The 14,239-nt window shown below is 65.8% G+C and carries 13 protein-coding genes and 2 tRNA genes; 9 read left to right on the top strand and 6 right to left on the bottom strand.

Annotation, left to right across the window (positions count from 1 at the left end):
- Nucleotides 1–67: 67 nt before the first annotated feature.
- Both WA317_RS05150 and WA317_RS05145 read right to left on the bottom strand, forming a co-directional pair.
- Nucleotides 68–2,068: an acetyl/propionyl/methylcrotonyl-CoA carboxylase subunit alpha gene (locus tag WA317_RS05150; protein ID WP_425172017.1), complete on the bottom strand. Its 2,001-nt coding sequence runs from the start codon at nucleotides 2,066–2,068 to the stop codon at nucleotides 68–70.
- A gap of 5 nt (nucleotides 2,069–2,073) precedes the next feature.
- Nucleotides 2,074–3,648: a carboxyl transferase domain-containing protein gene (locus tag WA317_RS05145; protein WP_425172016.1), complete on the bottom strand. Its 1,575-nt coding sequence runs from the start codon at nucleotides 3,646–3,648 to the stop codon at nucleotides 2,074–2,076.
- An 80-nt stretch (nucleotides 3,649–3,728) separates the two neighbouring features.
- Here WA317_RS05145 and WA317_RS05140 point away from each other — a divergent pair, with 80 nt between their 5' ends.
- A complete protein-coding gene (locus tag WA317_RS05140; RefSeq protein WP_425172015.1) occupies nucleotides 3,729–4,370 on the top strand; it encodes a TetR/AcrR family transcriptional regulator in 642 nt (213 codons plus the stop codon).
- 78 nt (nucleotides 4,371–4,448) lie between these two features.
- Nucleotides 4,449–5,237, top strand: a complete 789-nt coding sequence (locus tag WA317_RS05135) for an MmpS family transport accessory protein (protein ID WP_425172014.1) — start codon at nucleotides 4,449–4,451, stop codon at nucleotides 5,235–5,237.
- Nucleotides 5,238–5,254: 17 nt separating this feature from the next.
- Here the strand turns inward: WA317_RS05135 and WA317_RS05130 are convergent, their stop codons facing one another.
- Nucleotides 5,255–6,598, bottom strand: coding sequence for an MFS transporter (locus WA317_RS05130; RefSeq protein WP_425172013.1), 1,344 nt, complete (start codon nucleotides 6,596–6,598; stop codon nucleotides 5,255–5,257).
- Nucleotides 6,599–6,673: 75 nt separating this feature from the next.
- Here WA317_RS05130 and cmrA point away from each other — a divergent pair, with 75 nt between their 5' ends.
- Complete coding sequence (cmrA, locus tag WA317_RS05125) at nucleotides 6,674–7,477, top strand: mycolate reductase (protein WP_425172012.1); 804 nt, start codon at nucleotides 6,674–6,676, stop codon at nucleotides 7,475–7,477.
- Between the two features lies 1 nt (nucleotide 7,478).
- Here the strand turns inward: cmrA and WA317_RS05120 are convergent, their stop codons facing one another.
- Nucleotides 7,479–9,044 carry a helicase HerA-like domain-containing protein gene (locus WA317_RS05120; protein ID WP_425172011.1) on the bottom strand — a complete coding sequence of 522 codons (1,566 nt, stop codon included), beginning with the start codon at nucleotides 9,042–9,044 and terminating at the stop codon, nucleotides 7,479–7,481.
- A gap of 118 nt (nucleotides 9,045–9,162) precedes the next feature.
- Here WA317_RS05120 and orn point away from each other — a divergent pair, with 118 nt between their 5' ends.
- The 3 genes from orn (at nucleotide 9,163) to WA317_RS05105 (ending at nucleotide 10,530) form a co-directional block, all read left to right on the top strand.
- Nucleotides 9,163–9,810: an oligoribonuclease gene (gene orn, locus WA317_RS05115; RefSeq protein ID WP_425172010.1), complete on the top strand. Its 648-nt coding sequence runs from the start codon at nucleotides 9,163–9,165 to the stop codon at nucleotides 9,808–9,810.
- 50 nt (nucleotides 9,811–9,860) lie between these two features.
- A tRNA-His gene (locus WA317_RS05110) sits at nucleotides 9,861–9,936 on the top strand.
- Nucleotides 9,937–10,008: 72 nt separating this feature from the next.
- Nucleotides 10,009–10,530, top strand: coding sequence for an N-acetyltransferase family protein (locus WA317_RS05105; RefSeq protein WP_425172009.1), 522 nt, complete (start codon nucleotides 10,009–10,011; stop codon nucleotides 10,528–10,530).
- 2 nt (nucleotides 10,531–10,532) lie between these two features.
- Here the strand turns inward: WA317_RS05105 and WA317_RS05100 are convergent, their stop codons facing one another.
- Nucleotides 10,533–11,738 (bottom strand): L,D-transpeptidase, encoded by a 1,206-nt coding sequence (locus tag WA317_RS05100; RefSeq protein ID WP_425172008.1) that lies wholly within the window; start codon nucleotides 11,736–11,738, stop codon nucleotides 10,533–10,535.
- 148 nt (nucleotides 11,739–11,886) lie between these two features.
- Here WA317_RS05100 and WA317_RS05095 point away from each other — a divergent pair.
- Nucleotides 11,887–11,959, top strand: a tRNA-Lys gene (locus WA317_RS05095).
- A gap of 273 nt (nucleotides 11,960–12,232) precedes the next feature.
- Nucleotides 12,233–13,453 carry a fatty acid desaturase family protein gene (locus WA317_RS05090; protein WP_425172007.1) on the top strand — a complete coding sequence of 407 codons (1,221 nt, stop codon included), beginning with the start codon at nucleotides 12,233–12,235 and terminating at the stop codon, nucleotides 13,451–13,453.
- Here the strand turns inward: WA317_RS05090 and WA317_RS05085 are convergent.
- A complete protein-coding gene (locus WA317_RS05085; RefSeq protein ID WP_425172006.1) occupies nucleotides 13,368–13,595 on the bottom strand; it encodes a DUF3618 domain-containing protein in 228 nt (75 codons plus the stop codon). The two genes, WA317_RS05090 and WA317_RS05085, sit on opposite strands and share 86 nt — an antisense overlap.
- Nucleotides 13,596–13,704: 109 nt before the next feature.
- On the opposite strand from WA317_RS05085, the gene bcp reads away from it, so the two are divergent.
- Complete coding sequence (gene bcp / locus WA317_RS05080; RefSeq protein WP_425172005.1) at nucleotides 13,705–14,178, top strand: thioredoxin-dependent thiol peroxidase; 474 nt, start codon at nucleotides 13,705–13,707, stop codon at nucleotides 14,176–14,178.
- The last annotated feature ends 61 nt before the right edge of the window (nucleotides 14,179–14,239 follow it).

Here is a 14,239-nt window from a genome sequence, read left to right as displayed (position 1 = left end):
GCGCTCATCAGCGCCACCTCCTCCTCATCGCTTCGCTCTGCATCGTCGTCGGTGCGTTCATGACGCTTCATCCTCTGCTGGTTGATTCTGATTGGGCCGTGATTCGGGCCAGCGGCTGACCGACCTTCACTTGCTCACCGCCGCCGACGAGTAGCTCGACCACTCCGTCGACGGGCGCCGATAACGCATGTTCCATCTTCATCGCCTCCACCGTCACGACGACGGTTCCAGCGGTCACCTCGGCGCCGTCCGCGACGCCCACCGAGACGACGGTGCCCGGCATCGGGCTGCGCAGATCCGCGTCGCCGGTGTGGGTGTCCTCGGCACGCACCGGCGCCTCCCGCACCTCTTCGATCATCGCGGTCACGCCTGCGCCGGCCAGCCATACCTGGTTGTCGGCGGCGGCGACGACAAATCGGCAGCGCACACCGTCAAGCGTCAGCACGAGCCACCGGCCGTCGGAAGCTGCTTGCAGCGTGCGTGTTTCGCCGTCCTCGACGCGCACCACCGCCGCCTCAGGCGTGCCGGTGATGTAGACGTGGTCAGTGCGCTCCCCGCCGCGCAGCCGGAATCCCACCGGCACCCGGGCACCCAACCGCCACCCCGACGGAAACGCCCAGAGATCGCCATCCGGCGCAGGCCACAGCCGCAACCAACGGTAGGCCGCCGCGGCGATGAAATGCTCGTCCGTCGGCGGTGCCGCAACGAAATCGCCGGCACGGCGGTCCAGCAGCCCGGTGTCCAGCCGGCCGGCGGCCACGTCGGCATCGGCCAGCAGGAAGCGCGCGAATTCGATGTTGGTGACGACGCCGAGCACGGCGGTACTCGCCAACGCCTGATCCAGCGCACGCAACGCGGCGGACCGGTCGGCGCCGTGCGTGATCACCTTGGCCAGCATCGGGTCGTACTGGCTGCCGACAGTCATGCCCGCAATAAGTCCGGAATCGACCCGAACGCCAGGGCCGCTGGGTTCGACGACCTCCAGCACATCGCCGCCGGTCGGCAGGAATCCTCGGGCGGGGTCCTCGGCGTACACCCGGGCCTCGATCGCGTGTCCCTGCGCGACGATGTCCTCTTGGGCGACGGTCAGCTTCTCCCCCGCGGCGATTCGGACCTGCCAGGCCACCAGGTCCCACCCCGTGACCATCTCGGTCACCGGGTGTTCCACCTGCAGCCTGGTGTTCATCTCCATGAAGAAGAACTCGTCGGGCCGGTCGGCGGAGACGATGAACTCCACCGTGCCGGCACCGACGTAGTCCACGCTGCGCGCCGTGTCGCAGGCCGCGGTGCCGATGCGGGCGCGGGTCGCGGCATCCAGCAACGACGAAGGCGCCTCCTCGATGACTTTCTGATGGCGGCGCTGCAGGCTGCATTCGCGCTCACCCAGGTGCACCACATTGCCGAAGCCATCAGCCAGCACTTGGACTTCGATATGCCTGGGTCGCAACACGTATCGTTCGAGGAACAGCGTGTCGTCACCGAACGCGGCGGCCGACTCCCGGCGGGCGGCGGCCAGCGCCGCGCCCAGGTCCGCGAGCCGCTCGACCATGCGCATCCCTTTGCCACCGCCACCCGCGGACGGCTTGACCAGGACCGGGAAGCCGATCTCGTCGGCGGCGTCGATCAGTTCCGTGTCGGTCAACCCGGGGCGTGCGATGCCGGGCACCACGGGTACGCCGAATGCCGAGACGGTAGCCTTCGCGGCGATCTTGTCGCCCATCGTATGGAGGGCAGCGACCGGCGGACCGATGAAGGTCACGCCCGCCGATGCCAGTGCTGCGGCGAATTCGGCGTTCTCCGACAGGAATCCGTACCCGGGGTGCACGGCTTGGGCACCGCTACGCGCCGCGGCGTCGACGACCGCAGCGATGTTCAGATAACTGTCGCGCGCCGGCGCCGCCCCGATCGCCACCGCCAGATCAGCCTCGACGACATGGCGGGCGCCGGCGTCGGCGTCACTGTAGACCGCCACCGACCGGATGCCCATCTCCTTCAGCGTCCGAATCACCCGGACGGCGATCTCACCCCGGTTGGCCACCAGAACGGTGCGCAGCTCTCCCCTACCCATCCGCGCTACATCCGGAAGACGCCGTAGGAGACCGGCTCGACCGGCGCATTGGCTGCCGCCGAAAGAGCCAGTCCGACAACCGTTCTGGTGTCGGCCGGGTCGATGACACCGTCATCCCAGAGCCGGGCCGTCGAATAGTACGGATTGCCCTGGTGTTCGTATTGCGCGCGGATGGGAGCCTTGAACCCCTCCTGCTCGTCGGCTGACCACGAATTGCCGGCGTTCTCCAACGCCTCGGCACGCACCGTGGCCAGCACCGACGCCGCCTGCTCACCGCCCATTACCGAGATCCGGGCATTGGGCCACATCCACAGGAAACGGGGCGAATACGCCCGCCCGCACATCGAGTAGTTGCCCGCCCCGTAAGAGCCACCGATGACGACGGTCAGCTTGGGCACCCGCGCACACGCCACCGCGGTCACCATTTTGGCTCCGTGTTTGGCGATGCCGGCCGCCTCGTAGTCGCGGCCCACCATGAAGCCGCTGATATTCTGCAGAAACAGCAGCGGCACCAACCGTTTGTCGCACAGCTCGATGAAATGCGCGCCCTTGAGCGCTGATTCGGAGAACAGCACGCCGTTGTTGGCGACGATGCCGACCGGGTGGCCGTGGATGCGGGCGAACCCGGTGACCAGCGTACCGCCGTACTCGGCCTTGAATTCCTGGAATTCGCCCGCGTCGATAAGGCGTGTGATGACGTCGCGCACGTCGTAGGGGATCCGGGCGTCGACGGGCACCACGTCGTAAAGTTCGGTCTGGTCAGCGATCGGTTCAATTGTGGGCAGCACGTCCCACACCGGCGGTTGACGCGGACCCAGGGTTGCGACGATGCGGCGGATGATGCGCAACGCGTCGCGGTCATCGTAAGCGAGGTGATCGGTGACGCCGGAGGTTTTGGAGTGCAGATCTCCGCCGCCGAGCTCTTCGGCGCTGACCACCTCGCCGGTGGCGGCTTTCACCAGCGGCGGGCCGCCCAGGAAGATGGTGCCCTGGTTGCGGACGATGACGGCTTCATCGCTCATCGCCGGAACGTAAGCACCTCCGGCCGTGCAGGATCCGAGAACAGCCGCGATCTGCGGAACACCCTCGGCGCTCAGCTTGGCCTGGTTGTAGAAGATGCGGCCGAAGTGCTCACGGTCGGGAAACACTTCGTCCTGGCGCGGCAGGAATGCGCCGCCGGAGTCGACGAGGTAGATGCAGGGCAGCCGGTTCTGGCCGGCGATCTCCTGTGCGCGCAAATGCTTCTTGACCGTGACCGGGTAATAAGTTCCGCCCTTGACGGTGGCGTCATTGGCCACAATCATGCATTCCCGGCCTGAGACCCTGCCGATTCCGGTGATGATGCCCGCGGCCGGGCATTCGCCGTCGTACATGCCGTCGGCGGCAAGCGGCGCAACCTCCAGGAAGGGGCTGCCCGGATCGAGCAGACCGTCCACCCGGTCACGTGGCAGCAATTTGCCGCGTCCCACGTGGCGAGTGCGGGCGCGTTCCGTTCCGCCCAGGCTCGCCGCGGCCAGTTTCTCGCGCAACTGCGACACCAGGGCACGATGCGCCTCGCGATGCGCCGCCGGAGAGGTCATTCGGTGCCCACCAATTCGGTTAACGACGACTAACTCGTGTTATGTTAGTGGCGATTAACCGAAGTGTCCAGGAGGCGGTCATGTCAGCGTCTGCCCCGGCCGGTCGCACCGACAACCCGAATCGCCGCAGCCGCCTGAAATCCGACCGGCGCCTGCAGTTGCTCACCGCCGCCGAGCGACTGTTCGCCGAGCGCGGCTTTCCGGCGGTGCGGCTCGAGGACATCGGCGCCGCCGCCGGGGTCAGTGGTCCCGCGATCTACCGGCACTTTCCCAACAAGGAATCGCTGCTGGTCGAACTGCTGGTCGGGATCAGCACCCGGCTGCTTGCCGGCGCCCGCAAGGTCCGATCCGACAGCAACGATCCGGCCGCGGCGTTGGCCGGCCTCATCGACTTTCACCTCGACTTCGCGTTGGGCGAACCCGACCTCATCCGTATCCAAGACCGCGACCTCGCCCAGCTACCGGCTGCGGCCGAGCGCCAGGTCCGGCGGGCCCAGCGGCAGTATGTCGAGGTCTGGGTGGGCGTGCTTCGCCGGCTGCACCCGGAGCTGGCCGAGACCGACGCCCGCCTCAGGGCCCATGCCGTATTCGGGTTGCTGAACTCCACACCGCACAGCCTGAAGCCGGCAGACACCAGACCGTCTACAGCAGCGCGTCCCCGCGCCGTGCTGAAAGCTATGACGGTCGCTGCCTTGCAGGCCGGTACCGACCGCCGATCGTGACCCGCGGCCGCTGACCGCGACTTACGATCAGCCCATCCAGGTCGATCGTTTGGGTACCCTGCAAATCATGAGGCGGGCATGATCGATCCACGCCGTAGCAGCCGAGCTCGACAGAGGTTGGAAGCGACCGAGCCGCGCGCCGATTATCAGCCCCGCACCGATCCCGCTTACAGCGGACAAGTGCCCTACGGTCCGACGTACGGATCGGCCGTTCCTCCACAACGGGACCCGAACGCAACCGCCCCGACCGACCGGTTGCCGCAGTACTGGCTGCAAGGCCACTCCCCGCCGGAATGGCAGTACGGCCAATTCCCGCCCGCTGAACCGCCACAGGGCGGGTCGCCGCCCAGGCAGTCGAAGCCGCCGCGTTGGTTGTGGATCGCGGCCGGCGCGGCGGTGTTACTCGTTGTGGCACTCGTCATCGCTCTGGTGATAGCCAACGGATCGGCGAAGAAGGAGACAGCGGTTCCGCCGTTGCCCGCGATGCCCGGCTCGAAATCACCACCGACGACCAGCGCGTCGCCCAGCATCAGCGCACCGCCGTCAGCCCCCGCGACCAGCCCGGTTCCCAGCACCGCCCCGGAGACGACCACCGCCGGTCCGTCCGAAACCGTGGATTACAACGTCACCGGCGAAGGCCGGGCGATCAGCATCAGCTACGTGGACAACGACGGCGTCATGCAGATCGAGTTCAACGTCGCCCTGCCGTGGAGCAAGGAAGTCAGCTTGCCCAAGTCCAGAAATCAACGGGCCACCGTCACGATCGTCAACATCGGCCACAACGTCACCTGCTCGGTCACAGTCGACGGGGTACCAGCCCACCAGCGCACCGGCGTGGGCCTGACCGTGTGCGACGCGGCAAGATAAGGCCGACGTTCTCCCTTCTAGAGCAGACTTTCCGATTGCGGAGCTTCCCGGCGTTCGACGCGGCGCGGGACCCGGACGAGCAGCAGCGCCAGCAGGCCGGCACTGAGCACGACGTCGAGTCCGCCCATGCCGAACCGCGTGCCGTGGAATGCGTCGACGAAGACCGAGAACAGCCAGGGCGCCAAGAAGGACACCGCGCGGCCGCTCATGGTGTACAGCCCGAACGCCACGCCCTCCTTGCCCTCCCTGGACATCCGCAGCAGCAAAGTGCGCGCCGACGACTGGGCCGGTCCGATGAACAGGCACAACAGCAGTCCACAGATCCAGAACGCCCGTGCACCGGACAACGTCATCAAGACGAGTCCGACCGCGATGATCGCCGCCAGAGATCCGGCGATCACGGGTTTGGAACCGATTCGATCGTCGAACAGTCCGCCCAACGCCGCACCGCACGCGGCGACCACACTCGCGGAAACACCGAAAATCAACACCTCAGCCTGAGAAATACCGTAGACGTTCACACCGAGCACCGCACCGAACGCGAACAATCCCGCCAATCCGTCCCGGAATACCGCGCTGGCCACCAGGAAGAACACCAGGTTGCGGTCCCGTCGCCATTCGACCGTCAGCTCTGACCACAGTTTGCGGTAGCCACCCAGCAGGCCGCCGCTGGGCTGTGGCTCTTCGTCGACGGCGGGCAGTTTGCGAGCGGTCGACAGCAGCGGTGCGGCGAACACCGCCAGCCACGCCGCAGCCAGCAGCATGGCGGCCCGCACGTTCAGGCCGTCGTGAGTGGTGAGGTGCAGCAAACCGCGGGTGGGCCCCTTGCCGGAAATAAAGCCCAGGTAGACGACCAGCAGCAGGCAAACGCTGCCGGTGTATCCGGCGGCCCAGCCGAAACCGGAGATCCGGCCCGCGCTTTCCGGGGTGGAGAGCTCCTTGAGCATGGTGTTGTACGGCACGCTCGCCAGGTCACTGCAGGCCGCGGTCGCGGCGAGCAGTACCAGACCCGGCAACAGATACCGCGGATCGTCGCGAATCAGGCTCATCAGGCAGGTGAAGGTCACGGCCAGGCCGGTGAGCAGGGTTAGGGCCAGCCGGCGTCGCCGCGGCGCCTCCACCCACACGCCGATCAGCGGCGCCAGCAACGCGATTGTCAACCCGGCCACCGACAGCGCCCGGCCCAGCCAACTCGCGGGCGAAGTGCCGCCCGGCGTGCCCTCGCCGACGGTGCCGGTGAGGTACACCGAGAACACAAACGTCACGACGATCGCGTTCAGGCCGGTCGCACCGAACTCCCACAGCGCCCACGCCAGCACCCGGGCGCGATGAGACACCTGCACGCCCCCCGGATTGCCCATTTCGGCAGCGTATATGTCACTCAGACGACCCGCCGTGCGCGCGGCCGCTTCGGGCGACCTGTCTACGATTGCCGCATGCCGATACCCGCTCCCAGCCCCGACGCCCGCGCCGTTGTCACCGGAGCGTCGCAGAACATCGGCGAAGCACTGGCCACCGAGCTCGCCGCCCGCGGCCACAATGTGATCGTCACCGCGCGACGCGAGGATGTGCTCAACACCCTGGCCGGCCGGTTGGCCGATCAGTATGGCGTCGTCGTCGAGGTGCGACCGGCCGATCTCGCCGACCCCGGCGACCGGGCGAAGCTGGCCGACGAACTGGCCGGCCGGCACATCTCCATCCTGTGCGCCAACGCCGGTACCGCGACCTTCGGCCCGGTCTCAGCGCTCGATCCTGTCGCCGAACGAGCGCAGGTGCAGCTCAACGTTCTCGGCGTGCACGACCTCGCTTTGGCGGTGTTGCCGGGGATGCTCGAACGCCGAGCCGGCGGCATTCTGATTTCCGGTTCGGCGGCCGGTAATTCGCCGATTCCCTACAACGCCACCTATGCCGCCAGCAAAGCCTTCGTCAACACGTTCAGTGAGTCGCTGCGAGGTGAACTGCGTGGCACGGGTGTGCACGTCACGGTGCTGGCGCCGGGGCCGGTGCGCACGGACCTGCCAGATCCGGCGGACGCCTCGCTGGTGGACAAACTGGTGCCGGAGTTCTTGTGGATCTCCACCGAGCACACCGCCCGGTTATCGCTGGATGCGTTGGCGCGCAACAAGATGCGCGTCGTACCGGGCGTGACGTCGAAGGCGATGTCGGTGGCGAGCCAGTACGCTCCGCGCGCCGTCGTGGCACCGATCGTCGGCAGCTTCTACAAGAAGTTGGGTGGATGAACTATCGGCGTCGGCGCTTGTTGCCGCTGTTGCCGAGCAGGCTCCGAACCAGCTCCCGGCCCATCGCGTTGAGGAACGTCTGGAAGCCGCGGCTGTTGACGAAGCGCTTGAACGGGCCCGGCTTCTTCTCCGGCGGAGCAGGCTTCGACGCTTTTCCTTTGGCGGCCGGCTGCTCGGGCGGGGCGGCCTGGGCGGCTCTCTCGTTCAGGATCTCGTAGGCGGACCGCGAGTCGACGCTCTGACCGTATTTGGTGTGCAGCGGACTGGCTTTGGCCGCGCCGCCGATCGCGTCGTTACCGATGGCCGCCATCAGCGACCGCGGCGACCGCAGCCGGGTCCACGCGACCGGGGTCGGAGCGCCGCGCTCCGACAACACGGTGACGACGGCCTCGCCGATGCCCAGCGACGTCAATGCCGAACCAAGGTCGTACACATCGGTCTTCGGGTACGTGCGGACGGTCTTCGTCAACGCCTTCTGGTCGTCCGGGGTGAACGCACGCAGAGCGTGCTGGATACGGGCCCCCAGTTGCGACAACACGTCGTTGGGCACATCGGTGGGCAGTTGGGTGCAGAAGAATACTCCGACCCCCCGCGAGCGGATCAGTTTGACGGTCTGCTCGACTTGCTCCAGGAACGCTTTCGACGCATCGGTGAACAACAGGTGTGCCTCGTCGAACACGAACACCAGCTTGGGTTTGTCCAGGTCGCCGATCTCCGGCATGAACTTGAACAGTTCGGACAGCACCCACATCAAGAATGTGGAGAACAACACCGGACGCGCGGCCTGATCACCGAGTTCCACCAGCGAAATGATCCCGCGGCCGTCGTGATTGACGCGGACAAGATCCCGCGGTTCAAATTCCGGCTCGCCGAAGAAGGTGTTGGCGCCCTCGGCTTCCAGGTTGACCAGCGCCCGGAGGATGACGCCGGCCGTCGCCGCCGAAACCCCGCCCAGCGCTTTTAATTCGGCTTTGCCTGCGTCGCTGGTGAGATGGGCGATCACCGCGCGCAGGTCCTTCAAGTCCAGCAGCGGTAACTCCTGCTGCTCGGCCCAGTGGAAGATCAATCCGAGCGTGGACTCCTGAGTAGTGTTCAGGCCCAGCACCTTCGACAGCAGGACGGAACCAAAGCCGGCGATGGTAGCCCGAATCGGCACCCCGATGCCGCCGGTACCCAGCGAGTAGAACTCCACCGGGAAACCTGCCGCCTCCCACGGATCGCCGGTCTCCTTCGCGCGTGCGGTGATCTTGTCGCTGCCCTGCCCGGGTCGCGCCAGCCCGGACAGGTCGCCCTTGACGTCGGCCATCAGCACCGGCACACCTGCTGCCGACAGTTGCTCGGCGAGCAGCTGCAGGGTCTTCGTCTTGCCCGTGCCGGTAGCCCCGGCCACCAGACCGTGGCGATTCACCGTGGCCAGCGGGATGCGGATCTGCGCGGCGGGGTCCGTCTTACCGTCGACGACCACCGTTCCCAACTCCAACGCCTGGCCCTCGACGGCATATCCGGCGGCGATCTTCTGAGCGGGTGTCCCGGCCGGGTCCGTGCTCGATGTTGATTCAGCGCTCATGGTGCCGCGTGCCTTTCTCCGGCGGTTCGGTGACTACGGCGGGCAATGCTTGACACTACTGGCACCGACCTGCGGTTGCTTTGAATACGGCTACCGGCAAGTGGCTACGCTGAGCGCTGTGCGCGACGAATTGGTGTGGATCGACTGCGAGATGACGGGGCTCAACCTGGAATCAGACAAGTTGATCGAAATCGCCGCTCTGGTCACCGACGCTGACTTGAACATCCTCGGCGACGGCGTGGACGTCGTGGTCCACGCCGATGACGCTGCCCTGTCGTCGATGATCGACGTCGTGGCCGACATGCACACCCGATCGGGCCTGATCAACGAGGTCAAGGCCTCGACGGTCGATCTGGCGACCGCTGAGACGATGGTGCTCGACTACATCCGCCAACACGTCAAGCAAGCCAAGACCGCGCCCCTGGCGGGCAACTCGATCGCCACCGACCGGGGTTTCATCGCCCGGGACATGCCGGCTCTCGACTCTTACCTGCACTACCGGATGATCGACGTGAGCTCGATCAAGGAGCTGTGCCGGCGCTGGTATCCCCGCATCTACTTCGGCCAACCGGTCAAGGGGCTTACGCACCGGGCGCTCGCCGACATCCACGAATCGATCCGCGAGCTGCAGTACTACCGGCGCACCGCGTTCGTACCCGCTCCGGGACCTGCCACCAGCGAAATCGCCGCGGTCGCCGCGGAATTTGGCCCGGAGTCGGGCGCGCCGGACAGAATCGATTCGGCTGCCGAGCACCCGAGCGGCTAGTATCGACGACGCCGCTGTCGCCCAGGTGTTTGGGTCGGCTGGTGGCGATGGTGGGTGTAGTTCAGTTGGTAGAGCGTCAGGTTGTGATCCTGAATGTCGCGGGTTCGAGTCCCGTCACTCACCCCAACAGGCCAGGGCCGTAATTCGGGGCCTTGAGCCTATTGCTCGCCTGTCGCAGAGACGGTCCGGAGGCGGCTGATGCCGATCACTGTCGAGATCCGCGAAGCCCGACTGCAGGAATACCGCCGGGTTGCGCAGATGCATTACCGGGCGTGGCGGCAGTCCTACAGCGGCATCCTGCCGCCTGTGTTGCTCGATCTGTTCGACGATCCACTGCACTGGGCCGACAACGTCTATCCAGAAAAGCTCAGCCAGCCCGGGTGGGCCATGTGGCTCGCCGAGTCCGGCGGTGCCCCCGTCGGCGTGAGCATTGTCGGACCTGCGCCGGACCGTCCCGACCGACTCGAAATCGACGCTCTCTATGTCACGCCCGAATGTCAACGACAGCGCGTGGGCACTCTGCTGCTCGCCGACGCAATCACCGCACACCCTGGCGGTGACGTCGTGTTGTGGTGCGCTGAAAAGAACCACCGCGCACGCCGCTTCTACGAAGCCAAGGGCTTCCAACTCGATGGCCGCACGCTGGACTGGAAGCCCATCCCCGACATCGCGGTGCCGCAGGTGGGGTACATCCTCAAGCGTTCAGTCATCAAGGCCTGACGTCAGGCGTTGGCGTTACCGGCGTGCCACTGCTCCCAGGGGATGTTCCAGTCACCGAGTCCCTCGGTACCGGACAGCGTCGGGCCGACGGTATTGCTGATCTGCACGACGTCGCCCCGCTTGATGTGGTCGTAGAACCACATCGCATTGCTGGTATTGACGTTGATGCAGCCGTGGCTGGTGTTGGTGTGGCCCTGCGCCCCGACTGACCAGGGCGCGGCGTGCACGAAAACGCCGCTGTAGGAGATCTGAGTCGCCCAGTCGACATCCGTGCGGTAGCCGTTGGGCGAGTTGACCGGCACGCCGTAGGTCGACGAGTCCATGATGATGTGCTTGTATCGCTCGCCGACGACGTAGGTGCCGTTGGCGGTCGGGGTGCTGTCCTTCCCCATCGAGACCGGCATCGTCTTCACGACCTCGCCGTTGACGTGCACGGTCAGCGTCTTGGTGTTGTCGTCGACGGTCACGATGGCCTCGTCACCGATGGTGAAGTGGGTGTTGACGTTGTCTTCACCGAACAGCCCGTCGCCCAGCTTGACGCCGTAGGTGTTGACTGCGACGTTGACCGCCGTCCCCGGCTTCCAGAACTCTTTAGGACGCCACCGCACTTCGCGGTTGTTCAGCCAGTAGAACGCCCCCTCGACGGGCGGGTCCGCCTTGATCACGATCGCCTTCTCGGCCGCGGCGCGGTTTTCGATGTCCTCGTCGAACCGGACCGCCACCGGCGCTCCGACACCGACGACTTCACCGTCGAGGGGTAAGACGTAGGGCATCGTGAGGTCTTGCGGCGACTGGGTCTCGAAGGTCATCTGACGGCTGGCCACCCCGCCGAGGCCGCGCGCTTTGACGGTCAGCGTGTAGCGCCGGTTGAAGCCGAGCGGTTCGGTGGTCGACCAACGCACACCGTCGGAGGTCAACTCGCCGTTGACCGACCTGCCGTTCTCGTTGATCAGGGTCACACCGGCCAGCACACCGTCCTCGGCGCTGACGGTCACCGGCGCGTCGACCGCGACGCCGACGGCGCCGTCGGTCACCGAGGCGGTCAGCTTCGGGACGAGCAGATCGCTGTACGGACTGGCCTTATCGAAGATCACCTTCTCCGGCGTTCCGGCGTCATCGCTGCTGCAAGCGCCGGCGCCCAAGACGACCGCAGGGATGATCAGCGCGCTTAACCACAATCGACGCCAACGCGCATGCGCCACTGACACTAAAGCTGCTCCCCGTCCGACCCGACAAACTTGTAAACTCGCCAGTAGTTTAGAGCCAAGCGGCGACTGCACTTGTGACGCTCCCGCGATTGTCTGCAGATTCGCCCGAGCCAGCCAGTGCCTGTTATTGTCGCTGGCTGAAGACCTAGCGCCGTTAGCTCAGTTGGTAGAGCAGCTGACTCTTAATCAGCGGGTCCGGGGTTCGAAACCCTGACGGCGCACTCAGTAGTGATCGCCGGGTTGCCCGTCGCCGCGCGGTTACCCGACTGTAGATTGGAAGCGCGACGTGGGATGCGAGGCGCAGGAGTGTCTCGCACCGACCGGGGGACCCACACCCCGAACAACTTGATGGAGGGCCACGACCTCAACGAGAATGGGGTTGCCCCAGCACCGCCGGCCCTCAGGTTCCCAGACAACGTGGAACCACCCCACACATTCCCGGTTTCCTGTTCAGCGGCCTGAGAGCCGCTGCCGAATCGAACCTTGGACATTCCTTGGCTATCACCGATGTCGCCCAGTATGCGCATCTCAGCAAGAGCGATATTGAAACACTGGGCGCTGAGCTCGACGCGATTCGCCGCGATATCGAAGCATCTCGCGGCGCGCCCGATGCCGCCTATATCCGGCGCACCATCGCGTTCCAGCGCACGCTGGAAGTCGGTGCGCGGCTGCTGATCGCCGCCAGCCGCTCCAAGATCGGGTGGATTGCGGGGACTGCGGCCCTGGCCTTCGCCAAATGCGTCGAGAACATGGAAATCGCGCATAACGTCGGCCACGGCCAGTGGGATTGGATGAACGATCCCGAGATCCACTCCAACACCTGGGAGTGGGACATGGTCGGTTTATCGTCGCAATGGCGGTATTCCCACAACTACCGACACCATATGTTCACCAATGTCTTGGACATGGACGATGATCTGGGTTTCGGCATCATGCGGGTGACTGGAGACCAGCCGTGGCAGCCGGTCAGTCTTCTCCAGCCGCTGCGCAATCTGCTGTTGGCGATGGTGTTCGAATTGGGCATCGCCCTACATGGCATCCATGCCGCGCACGAGCGCGCAAAGACGGATAGCGAGAAGAGGAAGCAGTCGCGAGCGCTCTACAGGAAGATCGCTCGGCAGATGTCCAAGGACTACCTGTTCTTTCCGGCGCTGAGCCGCTCCCGGTGGCGCCGGACCCTCGGCGCGAACGTCGCGGCCAACATCATCCGCAACCTATGGGCCTACGTGGTGATCTTCTGCGGGCATTTTCCTGACGGCGCGGCGAAGTTCACCGCCGCAGCGCTCGAGGAGGAAAGTAAGCCGGATTGGTATCTGCGCCAAATGCTGGGTAGCGCGAACTTCGACGCCGGCCCACTGCTGGCCTTTGCCAGCGGAAACCTCTGCTACCAGATCGAGCACCACCTATTCCCCGACCTGCCCAGCAACCGCTACGCCCAGATCGCCACCAGGGTCCGGGCGCTATGCGAAAAATTCGACCTGCCCTACACCACCGGCTCGCTTGTGAGCCAATATCTCCAGACGTTGCGGACCATCCACCAGCTGGCGCTGCCAGACCGCGTTAACGCCGCCGCCTCAGTTGATGTGCGAGAAACCGCATCCCAACGCCGCGACGCCGACCGCTCGACGGTCAGCGACTCCTGGCCCTGCGGACGAAAACCACGACGACCAGAGCACCGACGGCCGCCAGCGACACCATCACCGCGGGCTTCTTGACGAACTCGACCAGCCGGAGCTTGACGTCGTCGGCCACTCGGCGGGGATTCGCGCGGGCAGCGAGCGAGTCGACAGTAGCCGCCAGCTTGTCGCGGGCGACGTCGATGTCCTGCTTGATGGCTTCGGGATCCCGGTTCGCCACGTCTCTGCCCTCCAACTCCGCCTGCCACGTCAGCCTGATGCACCTGACGCACTACCCTAGATCAGCCGGCGATAACCCTGACTTGCTGGTGAACAGAAAGGGACGTTCGTTGACCGACACCGCACGGCTGGCGCCCGGCGACAAAGCGCCCGCCTTCGAACTCCCCGACGCCGACGGCAAGACCGTGTCGCTGGCAGACTTCGAGGGCCGCCGTGTCGTCGTCTACTTCTATCCCGCCGCGTCGACTCCCGGGTGCACCAAGCAGGCCTGCGATTTCCGCGACAACCTGCAGGAACTGGACGGCGCCGGCATCGATGTCGTCGGCATCTCCCCGGATAAGCCGGCGAAGCTGGCCAAGTTCCGCGACGCCGAGAAGTTGACGTTCCCGCTGCTGTCCGACCCCGAGCGCGAAGTCCTGACGGCCTACGGTGCGTACGGCGAGAAGAAGATGTACGGCAAGTCCGTACAGGGTGTCATCCGCTCGACGTTCGTCGTCGACGAGAAAGGCAAAATCGCGGTCGCGCAGTACAACGTCAAAGCCAGCGGTCACGTGGCCAAACTCCGGCGCGAGCTGGACGTCTAGTTCCCCAGCTCGGCCAGCAACAGCGCCTCGGCGGTCGCGGCCCGTTCCAGGACACCGAGGT

This window comes from Mycobacterium sp., from assembly GCF_049802695.1.
GTDB lineage: Bacteria > Actinomycetota > Actinomycetes > Mycobacteriales > Mycobacteriaceae > Mycobacterium.
Note: the sequence above shows the minus strand (reverse complement) of the source record. Positions and strands in the feature narration are given on the sequence as shown.

What these genes read in the sequence shown, in the direction of transcription:
- WA317_RS05130 (WP_425172013.1), bottom strand. Translation starts at nt 6,598, where the DNA reads ATGGGCAATCCGGGGGGCGTGCAGGTGTCTCATCGCGCCCGGGTGCTG.
- WA317_RS05140 (WP_425172015.1), top strand. Translation starts at nt 3,729, where the DNA reads ATGTCAGCGTCTGCCCCGGCCGGTCGCACCGACAACCCGAATCGCCGC.
- WA317_RS05105 (WP_425172009.1), top strand. Translation starts at nt 10,009, where the DNA reads ATGCCGATCACTGTCGAGATCCGCGAAGCCCGACTGCAGGAATACCGC.
- cmrA (WP_425172012.1), top strand. Translation starts at nt 6,674, where the DNA reads ATGCCGATACCCGCTCCCAGCCCCGACGCCCGCGCCGTTGTCACCGGA.
- WA317_RS05150 (WP_425172017.1), bottom strand. Translation starts at nt 2,068, where the DNA reads ATGGGTAGGGGAGAGCTGCGCACCGTTCTGGTGGCCAACCGGGGTGAG.
- WA317_RS05145 (WP_425172016.1), bottom strand. Translation starts at nt 3,648, where the DNA reads ATGACCTCTCCGGCGGCGCATCGCGAGGCGCATCGTGCCCTGGTGTCG.
- WA317_RS05135 (WP_425172014.1), top strand. Translation starts at nt 4,449, where the DNA reads ATGATCGATCCACGCCGTAGCAGCCGAGCTCGACAGAGGTTGGAAGCG.
- WA317_RS05120 (WP_425172011.1), bottom strand. Translation starts at nt 9,044, where the DNA reads ATGAGCGCTGAATCAACATCGAGCACGGACCCGGCCGGGACACCCGCT.